Source organism: Chitinophaga sp. (genome assembly GCF_039596135.1).
Lineage (GTDB): Bacteria > Bacteroidota > Bacteroidia > Chitinophagales > Chitinophagaceae > Chitinophaga.
Window position 1 is genome coordinate 240,997 of sequence record NZ_JBCNKH010000002.1, and the last position, 14,519, is coordinate 255,515.

Here is a 14,519-nt window from a genome sequence, read left to right on the forward strand (position 1 = left end):
TTAATATTTACCGGGTGTCATTTGTTGAAACGCAGGCAGTGGTGCGGCTTTCAGACCATTTATTTCAATGCCGCCGTGCACGAAACTGCGGCTATATTCTTTGTAATTTGTTACAAAGGTAGGAGGTGGCGTTGAAATAGTGTCTAATTCATTCATTTCCTGTTGGGTGAGGGTGACCTCCAGGGCGGCAATGTTTTGTGCCAGTTGTGCTGGTGTACGTACCCCGAGAATGATGGAGGTAGTAGATTGTTTTTGCAGTACCCAGGCGAGGGCGATGGCAGCGGGAGTGGCGTTATGCCTTTGTGCGATTTCTTTTACCTTTTCAACGACATTCAATTCTTTTTCACTGAGTTGGTATGCGTTCCCCATACGACTGTCGCCGGTTTGATTACCGGGTTGATATTTCCCGGAGAGAATACCTCCTTTTAGCGGAGACCATGGGGTGATACCTAAACCTAATTCAGCTGCCATGGGTATGAGTTCATCTTCTATGGAACGCTCTAAGAGGGAGTATTCTATTTGCAGGCCAATGAATGGTGTCCAGTCTTTTAAGAGGGCGGTAGTTTGTGCCTGTGCAATTTTCCAGGCCGGGGCATAGCTAACGCCGATGTACCTTACTTTTCCGCTGGTGACGAGGTGGTGGAGGGCACGCATAGTTTCTTCAAAAGGCGTGTTCCAGTCCCATTGGTGAATCCAGAGTAGATCGATATAATCTGTTTGTAACCGGCGAAGGGATTCGTGTACATTATAGAGGATGGATTGGGTGCTGCCTCCGCCGGCGTTAGGGTTACCGGGCAGGGTATTGGCGCTGCATTTGGTGCCGATTACTGTACGGTTGCGTTTGGAAGAGTATCTGCCTATGGTATCGCCGATTATTTTTTCGGAGTGGCCATTGGTGTAGATATTGGCGGTGTCGATGAAGTTACCGCCAAGATCGGTGTATTGCTGGATGAGTTGAGCAGCGGTGGCGGCGTCTGCGCCCCAGTTCCAGTCGTCGCCAAGGGTCATTCCGCCCAGGCAGAGAGGGCTTACTTTGAGGCCGGAGCGGCCGAGTGTTTTGAAAGCGTCGAGTTGCATTTGCGTATAATTTGTGATAGCAAAATTAGACGCTGCGGGGGTGAGGTGGTTTGTTTAAAAGGCGGAATTGCTTTGTTTAAAAGTCGGAATTTAAATATCAATTTCTTCAGATGGATCCCAGAAGATATTTCTAAAATTCACCACCTTATCGTTCTTTATTTCCACCCCTTCTTTTTCAAGGAGTTTTCTGCGAACAGCAATATGCCTGGGATCGCCGGTTAGGTAGCCCTGACTATTGACTACCCGCTGAAAAGGAACGGGCTTTTTTTCACCATCTACAAGTCCCATTGCACGGCCTACCATGCGGGAGAGGTTGCCTTTGCCAAGGGCTTTGGCAATAGCGCCATAAGAGGTGACACGACCTTTGGGAATGGAGCGGGCGATGTCGAAGACGAGTTTGTTGAAGTCCGGATCGTTTTGCATATTTCAAATGTAGGAAACCTAAGGTAATTTGCCCAGTCCACAGTTGGTAAAATGATCTCTCAAATAGACAATTGAGATGATTCACATGATAAAATGATTTCTCAGAATAGTTTTTTAATTGTAAATTATACAATTAATTCTCACGATTATGAAAACCAAATTAACCCTCATTGCAAGCGCAATGCTTGCCTTTGCCTGCAATAAAGAACAGGCAGATCTGTCGACACTCCAATTGAACAACACCACTGCTGTAGTAGCTGTAGCCGTTGCCTCCAGCGATTTCAAAGGCGTCAACTGGGCCGATAGCAGAGACAATTTTGCCGATGATGCGCTGATCCTCTCGGGCACTGTCTCTACAGATACCTACGCCAGTATGCAAACCAAAGCCGACTACATTCTCAACGGCTTTATTGCTGCCGGCGCGAATACCGTACGGCTACCTGTCAATCCTGCTACGGTAGTGAGTTCTTTCTGGTCTACTTACAAAGGTGCTATCGACAAGGCAACTTCCAAAAACATGAAAGTACTATTGGGTTATTGGGAAGGCTCTTCCTCCCGCGATGGCCTGATTGACAACACCACTACTTTCTGGCAGATGTGGGACACGATTGTTGCCAATTACAAATCTAACACACTCGTGTATTTTGAGTGTTTCAATGAACCGCATGGATATAGTGCGAGCGATTTGAAAACGCTCTATAATACATTTGTAACCCGGTATCCGGGTGTGCCTAAGAACCGGTTTGTATTAGATGGCGTAGGGTATTCTTCTGACGTGAATACCATCGGTGCAGATACCCGCTTTGACAGTTGTCTCTTATCTTTCCACGATTACACCTGGTTTGAATCCGGCAAAACGACCACTGCTGATTGGGAACAACCGGTAAAATCATTGTCTTATCCAACCAGAACAATCGTTACTGAATTTGGTACAGTGATGACAGATGGTACAAATTACACCGGTGCACCTGGTTCCAATGTAAACAACACCTATTTACAGGGAATGACCAATTCACTCCATGACCAGGGGGTAGGTTGTGTATACTGGCCAGGATTGAGAACCAGCGATACTTACAGTATGTTCACTTCGACTGGTTCTGCATTGACTACCAATAATACATCCGGTCTTACCCGCCTGAAATATGCATGGGGTACAGGTACCATCACACCGCCATATGCATCTTTTACCTCAGGTACTTATTACAAAGTAATCAACAGGAACAGCAGCAAAGCATTGGAGGTATATAATCAATCTACAACTAACAGTGCAGCTATTGATCAATGGGATTATTGGGGTGGTGCGAATCAGCAGTGGACATTCAATGCGCTGGGTAGTAACTATCAGTCTATCATCAATAAGAATAGTGCAAAGGCGCTGGATGTGAATGGAGCGTCTACAACTGCGGGTACGGGCATTATACAATATGATTATGCAGGTGGTACGAATCAGCAGTGGCAGGTGATTGATATTGGATTTGGATATTATAAAATACTGAACAGGAATAGTGGGTTTGCGGTGGATGTGAATGCGTCGTCTACGACGAATGGGGCAACTGTGATACAGTGGAACTGGAATAGTGGCGCGAATCAGCAGTGGCAGATAACGGCGTTGTAAGATTAAAAGAGCGTGTATCTCAAGATAGAAATACACGCTCTTTCCCATGCCTTATTGCCGGAATTTGCTAATTGTATCTACCACCGGCCATATACTTTCACCCACCTTCTCAACCGTTTTATTTTTTTCTTCTTAAACTGCCCCGGCAGCATCCTCCATCTCCAATTCTTTTTACCCCCGGAAGGATGATTCATCCTTGCATTCCCCGACAATCCCAATACATCCTGCATAGGCAAAATCACAATATCTGCTACAGAAGCATAGGCGATCCTGCTCAGCATGCGGGCTACTTTTTCAGGAACTATTTTCAACCCTGTATATTGTTGAAAGTTGAACCTTGTTTTACGATCCGCATCTTCCTCATACCATCCCCGCGATGTATTATTATCATGCGTACCCGTTACCGCCACCACATTCGAAATAAAATGATGCGGGGCATGATCATTCTGTGGCATATCGTCACCAAAACCAAACTGCAATACCCGCATGCCTTTTAAATTAAACTGCTCCTGTAAAGCTCTCACCGGTGCATCGATGGTACCTAAATCTTCTGCTACAAAAGGCATGGAGGGAAATAACTCCTGCAATTTTTGAAACAAGTCTGCCCCCGGGCCGGGTTTCCATTGCCCATTCACAGCGGTGGTTTCTCCGGCAGGAATTTCCCAATAAGCAGAAAAGGCACGAAAGTGATCGAGGCGAATGATATCAAACCGTTCCAGGTTGCGTTGCATTCTGCGCACCCACCAACTGTAATTATCTGCTTTGAGCGCATCCCAATTGTACACAGGTACATTCCAGGACTGTCCTGTTTCACTAAAATAATCCGGTGGCACACCACCTTTTCCATTCAGATTGAAGAACTCCGGATGAACTTTTACATCGCTGGCATCGCCATGCATATAAAAGGGGAGATCTCCAAAGAGCAGAATTCCCCTGGCATTGCAATAGGCTTTGAGTGCAGCCCATTGCTGGTCGAATTTGAACTGGTACCATTTTTCACGTTGTACATTCGTAAATTCATCCAGCCAGTGTGCCTGTTCTTTGCAATAGGTTTCGAATGCTGATTGATCTGCAGTTTGAACGAAGTTCAGGTAAGCGATTTCCAGCAAGGCCGATTTGATAGGAATGGCCTTTGCAAAATCAGCCTGATCCGAAACAGGCATGTGGCACTTGCTGAGCTGGGCAGGGGTCAGTAAATCTTCTTTTGCCAGCAGTTCCGGGCTTATCATGAATGGCTCACCTGCCATGCTGCTGATAGGGCTGTAAGGAGATAAATGTTCAGGATGTACAAGGTTGATCGGCAGTACCTGCCAGTAGCGTTGCTTTGCCAGGTGCAGCTGATCTGCAAAATGATAGGCAGACGGACCTAAGTCGCCGGTGCCAAAAGGCCCGGGGAGGGAGGTGATATGGAGAAGTATACCGGCACTACGTTGTGAAAGAGTTGTCATATGTGAAGGTACAGCTACTTCTGTGCCAGTCCGGTGAAGGTGGTATTATTAAATTGTGGGGATGTGCATGTGCGACAGGCGCAAAGACCAAAGCCTCGTCATTTTTTGAACGGTTTATTTAGTATAAATCGCCGGATCAAACTTATACAAATGCGGCGCCTTATGCGCGCCCCCTGTTTTTGCCTCCCCTTGTTTAATCAATATATTCTCCTTCATGATCTTCCTGTAAAAATTCCCCCTATTGAACTTCTGGTTCATAATTTTCTCGTAGAGGGCTTGCAGTTGTGGCAATGTAAAAATCTCCGGCAGCAGGTTGTACCCAATCGGCTTATGATACAGCTGATCCCGCAGCTTTTCAAGCGCTTTATCGATGATCTGGCGATGATCCATGACCATTTCCGGCAATTCGTAGACCGGCATCCATTCGCAGGCATCGCTGAACATATCGGGAACAAGTGTCACCTGCGACTGGTCTATTACAGCATAATAACCAATGGTAACAAAACGCATCTTGTGCCATAGGTTGTCGTCGTACTCTACAAAATAATCCTGGGAGCGGTTAGGCTCTCCAAATACCCCGAATACTTCCAGGAACACCTTTTCCGCACCACTTCGTTCAAAGAGGATTCGCTTAGCCGCATCATCAATCGATTCTGTTTTTTGAATATAACCGCCAGGGAGAATCCAGCTGTTATCTCCTTTCATTTTTGCCAGTAGTACATTGAAGCTGCCCTGGTGATAACCAAAAACCACGCAGTCGACAGATAGGTGAGGTAGGGCATTTTTCCATAACGCCTCGCTGGCTTTTTCAATATCAGTATTCCGCATACGACAAAGATAAATAGATTTAACATTAGTGATGATTTAACCCGCGGAATTGCCTGATTCTCGTTTCTATGGCACGGAAACTTGTATGATTTTGAAAGTTTTTGGCTTTTTTTTTGACAAAAATGATTCAGATAGACGTATGTTTGTGTTTTGCCAACTTTAACAATGAAACGTAAGTCCGGGTTATGAACAATCATAAGAAAGGAAACAATGCAATTCCACTGATCACGATCACGTTATTGTTTTTTATGTGGGGATTTATCACGTGTATGAACGATATTTTGATCCCTTACCTGAAAGAGTTGTTCCAGCTCACCTTCTTTAAATCGATGCTGGTTCAGTTTGCGTTCTTCGGTGCGTATTTTATCGGTTCGCTGATCTATTTCATTATTTCTTATTACAACGGGGACCCTGTGAACAAAGTGGGGTACAAAAAAGGGATCATCTTTGGTATTATCCTGTCAGCGCTGGGTTGCGTATTATTCCTGCCAGCTGCTACGTATGGCATGTATGGCTTGTTCCTGAGCGCCTTGTTTGTGCTGGGCCTGGGCTTTACCGTATTGCAGATTACCGCGAATGCCTATGTGTCACTGCTGGGGCCGGAAGATAGTGCTTCCAGCCGGTTGAACCTCACACAGGCGTTTAACTCATTTGGTACTACGATAGCGCCTATATTAGGTGGTCACCTGATCTTTGAACTGTTCAAGGATCCAAATGGTGGTTTCAGTGCCGCAGCAACGAGAATTCCTTACCTGATTTTTGCAGGCATCCTGCTGCTGGTAGCGCTGCTGATCTGGCGTGTAAAACTGCCTGCATTTGCAGTAGATGAAGAAGACCAACCGAAAGGATTGGGAGTACTACAGTTTCCACAGCTGAAAAGAGGTGTGCTTTCCATCTTCTGTTATGTAGGTGGCGAAGTAGCCGTGGGTAGTTTTATGATTAGCTTCCTGGGGCTGCACGATATTGCCGGCTTGCCGGAAACTGAGGCTAAGAAATACCTGGCTTTGTATTGGGGTGGTGCGATGATAGGCCGTTTTGTAGGTGCTATCTCCCTGAGCCATACCATGAGTCAGGCAAGGAAAGCAGCGTATATGCTGGTGACAGCACTGGCAGTGTTTGTGGTAATTTACCTGCTGGTAGGTATGCCGTTTGACCAGATTGCGTTCTTCCTGATCTTCATTGCGCTCAACTTTGTAGGATTCCTGGTGGGTCGTTCTGCTCCTGCACGTACACTGGTTATTTTCTCCCTGATCAATATGTTCCTGCTGGCGAGTGCCATCATTAACAAGGGCGAGATTGCAATGTTCAGCGTTGTAGGTATCGGTATCTTTAACTCCATCATGTTCTCCAATATCTATACATTGGCGATTGCCAAGCTGGGTACTTATACCAGCCAGGGTTCATCTCTGCTGGTGATGGCGATCCTGGGTGGTGCGGTTATGCCTGTGATACAGGGTGCGCTGGCGGATGCTATTGGCGTACAACATGCATTGATCGTTCCGTTGATTTGCTATGCAGTGGTGCTGAGTTTCGGTGTGTATTGTATGAAGCGGTTTAAGAACCTGGAAATGACATCTGTGAAGTCAGGACACTAATATATAAAAAAGCGTCCCTCGTTTTGAGGGGCGCTTTTTTTATGATGATGTAGTTGTTGTAAAGTGTAATAGATAATCCCGAACATACCCCCAAAACCTATACTGAACGCCCATGTGCCCAGGTGATCATATGGTTTAAACAGGTGACCCGCCATTGTGAACAGCAATGCTTCCGGGTTGGTCAAAGCATCCCAGCTGTTGAACCGCAGAAAGCGGCCAATATACACCCCATACCCACAGAGAATAAAACTCACGGCTACAATCACTTTTACCCACGGACCTTTCAGGTGGCGGAACAGGAATTGCTCTACCTGCATAAGCGAGATGATACCCAGCAGGAGCCCATTCCATGCTGCTGAAGAAACGATGAGCAGGTCGAACCACTGCGGCACAGGTGGTCTTTCATGGAAGTGAAAGAGATCTGTGATCATGTATGGTGCATTAGGGAAAAACACCAGCCAGCAGGTGAGGATGCCTATAGTGCGAAGGTTGATGCCGGAAAGCTTAGCAAGTTTACGACTGAAAATCAGGGGCAACACCCCTAAAAATGTGTTCCAGATATAGAAGAGATAGAAATATTCATGATAGCGAAGCACGCGTACGACAAGAAGTGTCATCGTAAAAGCAATGGCGATACCCAGCATTTTTTCGAGTGGGGAAATTCTTTTCAACATAATGGTTAGGTTATTCATGCTCAATTTACTGTTTTTGGCTGCAGTGATGGTGCATAGGTATAGCGGGGATGTGGGATGGGAGAGGTTGCCCGGGCAATCGTCTTATGATATTTATACATCATTTTTTCGATGAAAGACGAGAAGGTATTTCCACCTGCTTTGAATAATCTATGATGACCCATCCATACGACGAGCGAGATAGAAAAGAAGGCCAGCTGGTAAAAGCCACGCCAGAAAGGGCGGTACAGCACAAATTTTTCTCTGAACAATAGCGCGAAGCGTTCTGTCTGGAATTCAATATGAGGGGCTTCGTCAATGAGGATATCTGTACAGATCTGTTTGAGCAAAGTGCAGTTGCTGGCATCTTTGAGTGACTGGTAGAATACCTGGGCGGCGCTCTCTACCGTAAGTACGGTGAGGGTCCAGAATTCCATACTGGTATTGAAGTAGCGGCATTTTCTGAAAAGGGTATCACCCCAGTCAGATTTTAGGCGAGGTTGATGGATGGCGTCGAGGTAGCGGCCTAGATTGTTACCATGTTTCTGCTCCTCTTTTATAAAGAGCTGAACGGCAGTGATATAGGCCGGGTCCTTGATTCTGTTGGCGTAGTTGGTGGCGGCGCGTAGCAGGTGGCTGCCGTCAGAGGTTTCGCCCAGTTGCCATGCCTGAAGAGAGCGGAGGATGGGGGCAAGTTCCTGTGGGGTGATGGCTGGGGGAATGGACCAGTCAACCCTGTGTTTGGTGGCATTTTGCTCAAAATGAGCGATCCATTGGGTACTTGTTTTCATGTCTATGAAAGTGCTTTGTATTACAAAGTAAATGAAATTTATTTTTACAGGGCATAAAAAAATCGCTTCTGCTGAAAAATAGAAGCGATTTTTGAAGGAGATTGGCTTGCGGCCGGCCTTTCAAGAAAAAGTTAAAATAGCAGGGCAATTATTTGCTGGCCTGATCCAGTAATCCCAGGTCTTCTGCATCCAGTTGTAATGCTGGTGCTGCTACCAGCGTTTCCAGCTGGCGCTGGCTTGTAGCACTCACTACCGGTGCTGCAATAGTAGGTTGCGCCAGCAACCATGCCAGTGCAACTGTTGCAGGTTTAGATTGATGTTTGGCCGCCACCTTGTCAAGCGCATTCAATACGGCAATACCCTTGTCATTCAAATATTTTCTTACTCCCTCACCACGTACACTCTTCTTAAAATCTTCTTCAGAACGGTATTTGCCTGTCAGAAAACCTGCTGCCAGTGACCAGTAAGGCATTACGCTCAAACCATACTGCTGTGCAATAGGCTGGTAATTCGTTTCAAAATTGCTACGCTCTACCAGGTTGTAATGTGGCTGTAAAGCCTGGTAGCGGGGCAACCCTTTTTCTTCTGCCAGTTTCAGTGATTCGGTCAGGCGCTCCGGTGTGAGGTTAGAAGCGGCAATGTACCTTACTTTACCTGCTTTGATAATTTGCTCATAAGCTGACAAAGTCTCTTCTACCTGGGTCACATTATCATCAAAGTGTGTATAGTATAGATCGATACGATCTGTTTGTAAACGTTGCAATGACTCATCTACTGATTTCAGGATGTGTGCTTTGCTCACGTCTACTTTATGTTCCCTGTTCTGAGCGCCTACTTTGGTGGCCACGACAACCTGGTCCCGGTTACCCCTGGCCTTCATCCATTTACCAATAATAGCCTCTGATTCGCCACCTTTATTCCCATCCACCCACCAGGAGTAGGTATCTGCCGTATCAATGAAGTTAAAGCCGGCATGGACAAAAGCGTCCAGCATTTCAAATGATTGTTTTTCGTCTAAAGTCCAGCCAAATACGTTGCCACCAAAGTTGATAGGGGCCACCTGCAAATCTGTTTTTCCTATGGTAATCTTTTTCATCGTGTATCAATTTGAGAGGATAAAAGTACCTCGAATGGCAATGGCAGGGTTTGTAAAATGGAGGCAATTAATTGTAGATTTCTTTTACTTTTGTTTTATTATGAGTTTTTTAACAGTAACAGGGATCCGTAAACAGGAGAATGGTGAATGGGTATTGAAAGGCATTAATTTTTCGCAGGAAAAACACCAGCAGATTGCAATTGTAGGCGCCTCCGGTTCCGGAAAAAGTACCTTACTGAAGATTATAGCCGGGTTAATGCAGGCAGATGAAGGGGAAGTACGATTCGAAGATGTGCGGGTAAAAGGCCCACATGAAAGACTGCTTCCTGGTGAACCCGGTATCGCTTACCTGAGCCAGCACTACGAGCTGCGATTGAACTACCGGGTAGAACAAGTGCTGGAATATGCCAATAAAATGACGGACGAAGAAGCGGCTGAGCTTTATGACATATGCAGGATCAGTCATTTGATGAAGAGAAGAACCGATCAGCTGTCTGGTGGAGAAAAACAACGCGTGGCGATGGCCCGCCTGTTAATTGGTAACCCTACATTATTCCTGCTGGATGAGCCTTTCTCCAACCTGGACTATTCACATAAAGAGATACTGAAAACTGTTATCCGCGACATAGGTGAAAAGCTGGACCTTACCTGTCTGCTTGTATCACATGATCCACAGGATACACTTTCCTGGGCAGATGAAATACTGATAGTGAAAGATGGTTTGATTGTGCAAAAAGGCACGCCGGTTGATGTATACAATCATCCTGTAGATGAATATACAGCTGCATTGTTTGGGCCTTATAACCTGGTAGATGCGAAAGTATTGGAGCTTACAGGCAAAGAGAAAGCATTTATCCGGCCGGAGAATTTACAGTTCACCTATAAATCCGGGATTAAAGGCATTGTAGAAGAGGTCAATTACATGGGGAGTGCTTATGAGGTGCGCGTAAAGGTGCCGGGAGGGTCCCTGCTTGTAAGAACTACTGATGTACAGCCTAAAAAGGGAAGTACTGTATATCTGGCTATAAAACCTGATAGCATATGGCGTATTTAGACAAGTTAAACTCCAAAGAAAGATTTTCAGACAGGGTAGAGAACTACAAAAAGTACCGCCCTACCTACCCTGATGCGTTACTTGATTTTCTGCAGGTAAAAGGTGGGTTGACCAGTGATGCAACGGTGGCAGATATTGGGTCAGGTACGGGTATACTGACAGAATTATTGTTAAAAAAAGGCTGGACTGTGTATGCCATAGAGCCGAATGCAAAGATGCGTGAAGCGGCAGAAGCACAGTTGAATGACTACCCCAATTTTTCTTCTCTCAATGGATCAGGAGAAGCCACTGGTTTACCTGATCAGTCAGTACAGCTGATTACGGTGGCACAGGCTTTTCACTGGATAGATCCCGTGGCGGCGCGCAGGGAATTTGACCGGATCTTATTGCCCGGTGGTCATATAGCGCTCCTTTGGAACCTGCGTACTTTGGATTCTTCGTTTGACAAAGGGTATGAAGATATCAAGGCTAAGTATGGTACAGATTATCATGAAATCCGGAAGGCACATGAACCGGAGCTGACAGCGTTTTTTGCACCTGCTGCGATGGAGGTACAATACTTCAGGCATAGCCAGCAGCTGGACTTTGAAGGGCTGAAAGGACAGGTATTGAGTTCTTCTTATATGCCGCAACCCGGGCAGAAAAATTATGCGGAGATGATGCAGGCGCTGACAGAATTGTTTGAGGGGCATCAAAGGGATGGTGAGGTAACGATTACTTATAATACGAAGTTGTATATCAACAAATAAAAAAAGAGCCTGCCGCAGGAGAACCTGCAGCAGGCATTGCATCTTTTAACGCTCTTCTTTTAAAGACCAGCCAGTCTTTAATCCAATTACAAAAATCACCAACAGGGATTCACCCGCTGCCAGCAATATATCGCCTGGCACTCTTAACCAGCGGAGCGCCTGCATAGTATCAGTATGCATAAACTCAGCAGATCTGGCGTACCAGTAACCATGTTGAATAGAAGCGATCGCCTGCAGAATACCCATTGGCAGCATACTCACCGTCACCATCACAAGCAGACCTACATTAGTGAGCCAGAAAGACCAGCCCAGCAGTTTATCATTCCACTGCCTGTCAGGATATAAGCCTCTCAGCACGAACAGCATGAGCCCAATACCCAGTATACCATATACCCCGAACAATGCGGCGTGACCGTGTACAGCAGTGGTATTCAGACCCTGAATGTAGTACAGTGCGATAGGCGGGTTGATGGCAAAACCAAAGATACCGGCACCCAGGAAGTTCCAGAAGCACATGGCCACCAGGCAATAGATCGGCCATTTATAGGCTTTGATCCATGGAGTAGACTTGCTCAGCGTGTAGTTATGATAAGCTTCGTAGCCAATTACTACCAGCGGTACTATTTCCAGTGCACTGAAGGTTGCACCCAGTGCCAGTACGGAGATTGGCGTAGCACTGAAGTACAGGTGATGGAAAGTACCAATGATACCGCCAAAAAGGAAGATGATGGTAGAGAAGAGTACCGCAGTAGTGGCATGTTTGATTTGCAATAATCCCAGTCTGCAGAAAAGGAAAGCCCCCACCACTGTGGCGAATACTTCAAAGAAACCTTCCACCCACAGATGCACTACCCACCAGCGCCAGTACTCAGCAATGGCCATGTGTGTCTGCCTGCCATACATCAACCCGGCTGCATAGAACACAGCAATTGCAATAGAAGCAATGACGAAAAGGGTGAGCAGGTGGCGGCTTTCATCTTTCTTCCGCAATGCAGGCAACAGTGCCCTCAGCATCAATACCAACCAGATCACCAGTCCTGCGAGCAACAGTACTTGCCATATTCTTCCCAGTTCTATATATTCATAACCCTGATGTCCCCAGAGGAAATTGTCGACCAATCCTAATTTCTGCATAACGCCCAGCCATTGCCCGATCAGGGAACCTACTACAACAATCAGTAACGCACCAAATAAGACATTTACACCCAGGCGCTGGAACTTAGGCTCCTGGCCGGATACAGCAGGTGCTATGTACAATCCGGTAGCAAGCCAGGAAGTTGCAATCCAGAAGATGGCCAGTTGTACATGCCAGCTACGTGATACAGACGCAGGCAGGAATTTATCTAACGGTAACCCATAGAATGCATTCCCTTCCACGCCATAGTGTGCCGTGATTACACCTGCCAGCATTTGTACGATGATCAGTGCACTCACGATCCAGAAGTACTTTAAGGTAGCCTTCATGGACGGCGTAATCACGGTATGGCGTAAGGGATCTTCGGCAGGTAGGGTAGTGGGTGTTTCTTCTGCATTGCGTGCGTGGTAAAAGATAAGCAGACCAGTACATGCTAGCAGCAGTAACACGCTGAATCCTGACCAGAGGTGCAGGGAGGAAGAAGGAACGTTGCCAACGGTTTCATCTCCGGGCCAGTTGTTGGTATAGCTCACTGTGCCGCCAGGGCGCTTAGTAATACAAACCCAGGTAGACCATGCAAAGAATGCATTCATTTTGCGCATGCGTTCAGGGTCTTTAATGGTATTTGCAGGGATGGCGTATTGTTCACGGAGTTTGGCAAAAGCCGGATCTCCTTCATGCATAAACAGGTTGCTATAGTAAATGGAGAGTTCGTTGAAAGCGGCTACTCTGGCAGGTGCGAATACGATGGTGCTGGTGGCGGCATCGAATGTATTTTTGCGGATTACGCTTTTGAGTCTTTGCTGGTACATGGCCTGTATATCGTCAGGCTGTTGTGCATAGTCTTTTTGATCAGCAGTGGCGAGTGCATGCAGCATGATGGTTGATTCGCGGTGCAGGTAATCTGCAGTCCAGTCAGGAGCGATGTAACTACCGTGGCCCCAGATGCTGCCCACTGTCTGGCCGCCGATGGATTGCCATACGTTTTGTCCGTCGCGGATATCCTGGCCGGTGAAGAGGACATTACCTGATTCGTCAGTTACTTTATCCGGAATAGGAGGTAGTTGGTGATAAATGTCTTTGCCAAAGTAAATTAACACGGCAAAACTGGATAGTAAGACCATGGCAAGGCCTATCCATAGTTTTCGTACGGTCATTTTTAGTGAATTTAGATAAGAAGAGATTTAGTATTATGCCGGGCGGGCCACTACATGTTGCATGACGGCCGATATTTTTTGTGCCCTGTTTTTGGCTGCCTGCGCGGTTTCGCCGGCAAACAGTTCATCTACAGTGCTGTTGAAGATGGAGAGCCAGGCGTTGAAATGCACAGTATCGATAGCCATTCCGCGGTGTACACTCATTGGATCGCCCTCATACGTTTTGGTATAGAGCAGGAGTGTACTCCAGAAGTTACATAGTTTCTGCAGGTGTGTATCCCAGTCTTTGATGCGGGAGTTAAAGATGGGACCTATGGTATTGTCTTCTCTTACTCTTGCATAAAAGGTATGCACCATTAGTTTTATGTCGTCTTCGGTTGTTATATCGGTTAGCATTATTTAATACCTTTTTGTCTTTTATTAGTATAAAAAAAATGTCAGCGTTTCAGGAACCCAATGTCTTTGGCGAGTTTTTCATGAAACTCGTCCAGTTTGGTATTGGTGAGCATCCGGGACATGTCTTCTCTGATTTTTTTAAACTCGTGGTGGATAGGGCAGGGCTTGGTTTCTGAGCAGTAATCCAGGCCGAGTCCGCAGCCGGAGAAGATTTTGTCGCCGTCGATAGCTTTTACGATATCGGCGATAGAGCATTGAAGGGCTTTTTCGTCCAGGTAAAAGCCGCCGGTGGGGCCTTTGAAGGAGAGAAGTAAGCCTTTTCTGGTGAGTTCCTGCAGGATTTTGGCGATGAAATATTCAGGGGAGTTTATACCGGCAGCAATGTCCTTAACGCCTACTTTGACGTTGTTTTTGGACTGCTGTGCAATATAGATCATTGCCCTGATGCCGTATTCGCAGGTTTTTGAGAACATAGGGCAAAGAT

14 protein-coding genes are annotated in these 14,519 nt (G+C 46.3%); 4 read left to right on the forward strand and 10 right to left on the reverse strand.

Annotation, left to right across the window (positions count from 1 at the left end; all coding sequences use genetic code 11):
- Together ABDW16_RS02965 and ABDW16_RS02970 are read right to left on the reverse strand one after the other, a co-directional pair.
- A complete protein-coding gene (locus tag ABDW16_RS02965) occupies window positions 1-1,077 on the reverse strand; it encodes an aldo/keto reductase (RefSeq protein WP_343667626.1) in 1,077 nt (358 codons plus the stop codon).
- Window positions 1,078-1,167: 90 nt separating this feature from the next.
- Window positions 1,168-1,500: an MGMT family protein gene (locus ABDW16_RS02970; RefSeq protein WP_343667627.1), complete on the reverse strand. Its 333-nt coding sequence runs from the start codon at window positions 1,498-1,500 to the stop codon at window positions 1,168-1,170.
- Window positions 1,501-1,648: 148 nt separating this feature from the next.
- Here ABDW16_RS02970 and ABDW16_RS02975 point away from each other — a divergent pair, with 148 nt between their 5' ends.
- On the forward strand, window positions 1,649-3,115 hold the full coding sequence (locus ABDW16_RS02975; protein ID WP_343667628.1) for an RICIN domain-containing protein: 1,467 nt from the start codon (window positions 1,649-1,651) through the stop codon (window positions 3,113-3,115).
- Between the two features lie 77 nt (window positions 3,116-3,192).
- Here ABDW16_RS02975 and malQ read toward each other — a convergent pair whose 3' ends face one another.
- Window positions 3,193-4,563 (reverse strand): 4-alpha-glucanotransferase, encoded by a 1,371-nt coding sequence (gene malQ / locus ABDW16_RS02980; RefSeq protein WP_343667629.1) that lies wholly within the window; start codon window positions 4,561-4,563, stop codon window positions 3,193-3,195.
- Between the two features lie 114 nt (window positions 4,564-4,677).
- On the reverse strand, window positions 4,678-5,391 hold the full coding sequence (locus ABDW16_RS02985) for an NUDIX domain-containing protein (RefSeq protein WP_343667630.1): 714 nt from the start codon (window positions 5,389-5,391) through the stop codon (window positions 4,678-4,680).
- A 185-nt stretch (window positions 5,392-5,576) separates the two neighbouring features.
- Here ABDW16_RS02985 and ABDW16_RS02990 point away from each other — a divergent pair, with 185 nt between their 5' ends.
- Window positions 5,577-6,986 carry a sugar MFS transporter gene (locus ABDW16_RS02990; protein ID WP_343667631.1) on the forward strand — a complete coding sequence of 470 codons (1,410 nt, stop codon included), beginning with the start codon at window positions 5,577-5,579 and terminating at the stop codon, window positions 6,984-6,986.
- Here the strand turns inward: ABDW16_RS02990 and ABDW16_RS02995 are convergent.
- The 3 genes from ABDW16_RS02995 to ABDW16_RS03005 all read right to left on the reverse strand — a co-directional run bounded on the left by ABDW16_RS02995 (window position 6,983) and on the right by ABDW16_RS03005 (window position 9,544).
- Window positions 6,983-7,660, reverse strand: coding sequence for a DUF1361 domain-containing protein (locus ABDW16_RS02995; protein WP_343667632.1), 678 nt, complete (start codon window positions 7,658-7,660; stop codon window positions 6,983-6,985). The genes ABDW16_RS02990 and ABDW16_RS02995 overlap by 4 nt on opposite strands.
- A gap of 20 nt (window positions 7,661-7,680) precedes the next feature.
- Window positions 7,681-8,448: a ferritin-like domain-containing protein gene (locus tag ABDW16_RS03000; protein WP_343667633.1), complete on the reverse strand. Its 768-nt coding sequence runs from the start codon at window positions 8,446-8,448 to the stop codon at window positions 7,681-7,683.
- A 148-nt stretch (window positions 8,449-8,596) separates the two neighbouring features.
- Window positions 8,597-9,544 carry an aldo/keto reductase gene (locus ABDW16_RS03005; protein ID WP_343667634.1) on the reverse strand — a complete coding sequence of 316 codons (948 nt, stop codon included), beginning with the start codon at window positions 9,542-9,544 and terminating at the stop codon, window positions 8,597-8,599.
- 100 nt (window positions 9,545-9,644) lie between these two features.
- On the opposite strand from ABDW16_RS03005, the gene ABDW16_RS03010 reads away from it, so the two are divergent.
- Both ABDW16_RS03010 and ABDW16_RS03015 read left to right on the forward strand, forming a co-directional pair.
- Window positions 9,645-10,598: an ABC transporter ATP-binding protein gene (locus tag ABDW16_RS03010; protein WP_343667635.1), complete on the forward strand. Its 954-nt coding sequence runs from the start codon at window positions 9,645-9,647 to the stop codon at window positions 10,596-10,598.
- Window positions 10,586-11,347 (forward strand): methyltransferase domain-containing protein, encoded by a 762-nt coding sequence (locus ABDW16_RS03015; RefSeq protein WP_343667636.1) that lies wholly within the window; start codon window positions 10,586-10,588, stop codon window positions 11,345-11,347. The genes ABDW16_RS03010 and ABDW16_RS03015 overlap by 13 nt, the downstream gene beginning before the upstream one ends.
- A gap of 45 nt (window positions 11,348-11,392) precedes the next feature.
- On the opposite strand, the gene ABDW16_RS03020 is transcribed toward ABDW16_RS03015, so the two are convergent.
- The 3 genes from ABDW16_RS03020 to ABDW16_RS03030 are packed head-to-tail and all read right to left on the reverse strand — an operon-like array spanning window position 11,393 to window position 14,508.
- Window positions 11,393-13,639, reverse strand: a complete 2,247-nt coding sequence (locus ABDW16_RS03020; protein ID WP_343667637.1) for a nitric-oxide reductase large subunit — start codon at window positions 13,637-13,639, stop codon at window positions 11,393-11,395.
- A 33-nt stretch (window positions 13,640-13,672) separates the two neighbouring features.
- Window positions 13,673-14,035: a group III truncated hemoglobin gene (locus ABDW16_RS03025; protein ID WP_343667638.1), complete on the reverse strand. Its 363-nt coding sequence runs from the start codon at window positions 14,033-14,035 to the stop codon at window positions 13,673-13,675.
- A 41-nt stretch (window positions 14,036-14,076) separates the two neighbouring features.
- Window positions 14,077-14,508 carry an Rrf2 family transcriptional regulator gene (locus ABDW16_RS03030; RefSeq protein ID WP_343667639.1) on the reverse strand — a complete coding sequence of 144 codons (432 nt, stop codon included), beginning with the start codon at window positions 14,506-14,508 and terminating at the stop codon, window positions 14,077-14,079.
- Between the last annotated feature and the right edge of the window lie 11 nt (window positions 14,509-14,519).

What these genes read in the sequence shown, in the direction of transcription:
- ABDW16_RS02965 (WP_343667626.1), bottom strand. Translation starts at nt 1,077, where the DNA reads ATGCAACTCGACGCTTTCAAAACACTCGGCCGCTCCGGCCTCAAAGTA.
- ABDW16_RS02970 (WP_343667627.1), bottom strand. Translation starts at nt 1,500, where the DNA reads ATGCAAAACGATCCGGACTTCAACAAACTCGTCTTCGACATCGCCCGC.
- ABDW16_RS02975 (WP_343667628.1), top strand. Translation starts at nt 1,649, where the DNA reads ATGAAAACCAAATTAACCCTCATTGCAAGCGCAATGCTTGCCTTTGCC.
- malQ (WP_343667629.1), bottom strand. Translation starts at nt 4,563, where the DNA reads ATGACAACTCTTTCACAACGTAGTGCCGGTATACTTCTCCATATCACC.
- ABDW16_RS02985 (WP_343667630.1), bottom strand. Translation starts at nt 5,391, where the DNA reads ATGCGGAATACTGATATTGAAAAAGCCAGCGAGGCGTTATGGAAAAAT.
- ABDW16_RS02990 (WP_343667631.1), top strand. Translation starts at nt 5,577, where the DNA reads ATGAACAATCATAAGAAAGGAAACAATGCAATTCCACTGATCACGATC.
- ABDW16_RS02995 (WP_343667632.1), bottom strand. Translation starts at nt 7,660, where the DNA reads ATGTTGAAAAGAATTTCCCCACTCGAAAAAATGCTGGGTATCGCCATT.
- ABDW16_RS03000 (WP_343667633.1), bottom strand. Translation starts at nt 8,448, where the DNA reads ATGAAAACAAGTACCCAATGGATCGCTCATTTTGAGCAAAATGCCACC.
- ABDW16_RS03005 (WP_343667634.1), bottom strand. Translation starts at nt 9,544, where the DNA reads ATGAAAAAGATTACCATAGGAAAAACAGATTTGCAGGTGGCCCCTATC.
- ABDW16_RS03010 (WP_343667635.1), top strand. Translation starts at nt 9,645, where the DNA reads ATGAGTTTTTTAACAGTAACAGGGATCCGTAAACAGGAGAATGGTGAA.
- ABDW16_RS03015 (WP_343667636.1), top strand. Translation starts at nt 10,586, where the DNA reads ATGGCGTATTTAGACAAGTTAAACTCCAAAGAAAGATTTTCAGACAGG.
- ABDW16_RS03020 (WP_343667637.1), bottom strand. Translation starts at nt 13,639, where the DNA reads ATGACCGTACGAAAACTATGGATAGGCCTTGCCATGGTCTTACTATCC.
- ABDW16_RS03025 (WP_343667638.1), bottom strand. Translation starts at nt 14,035, where the DNA reads ATGCTAACCGATATAACAACCGAAGACGACATAAAACTAATGGTGCAT.
- ABDW16_RS03030 (WP_343667639.1), bottom strand. Translation starts at nt 14,508, where the DNA reads ATGTTCTCAAAAACCTGCGAATACGGCATCAGGGCAATGATCTATATT.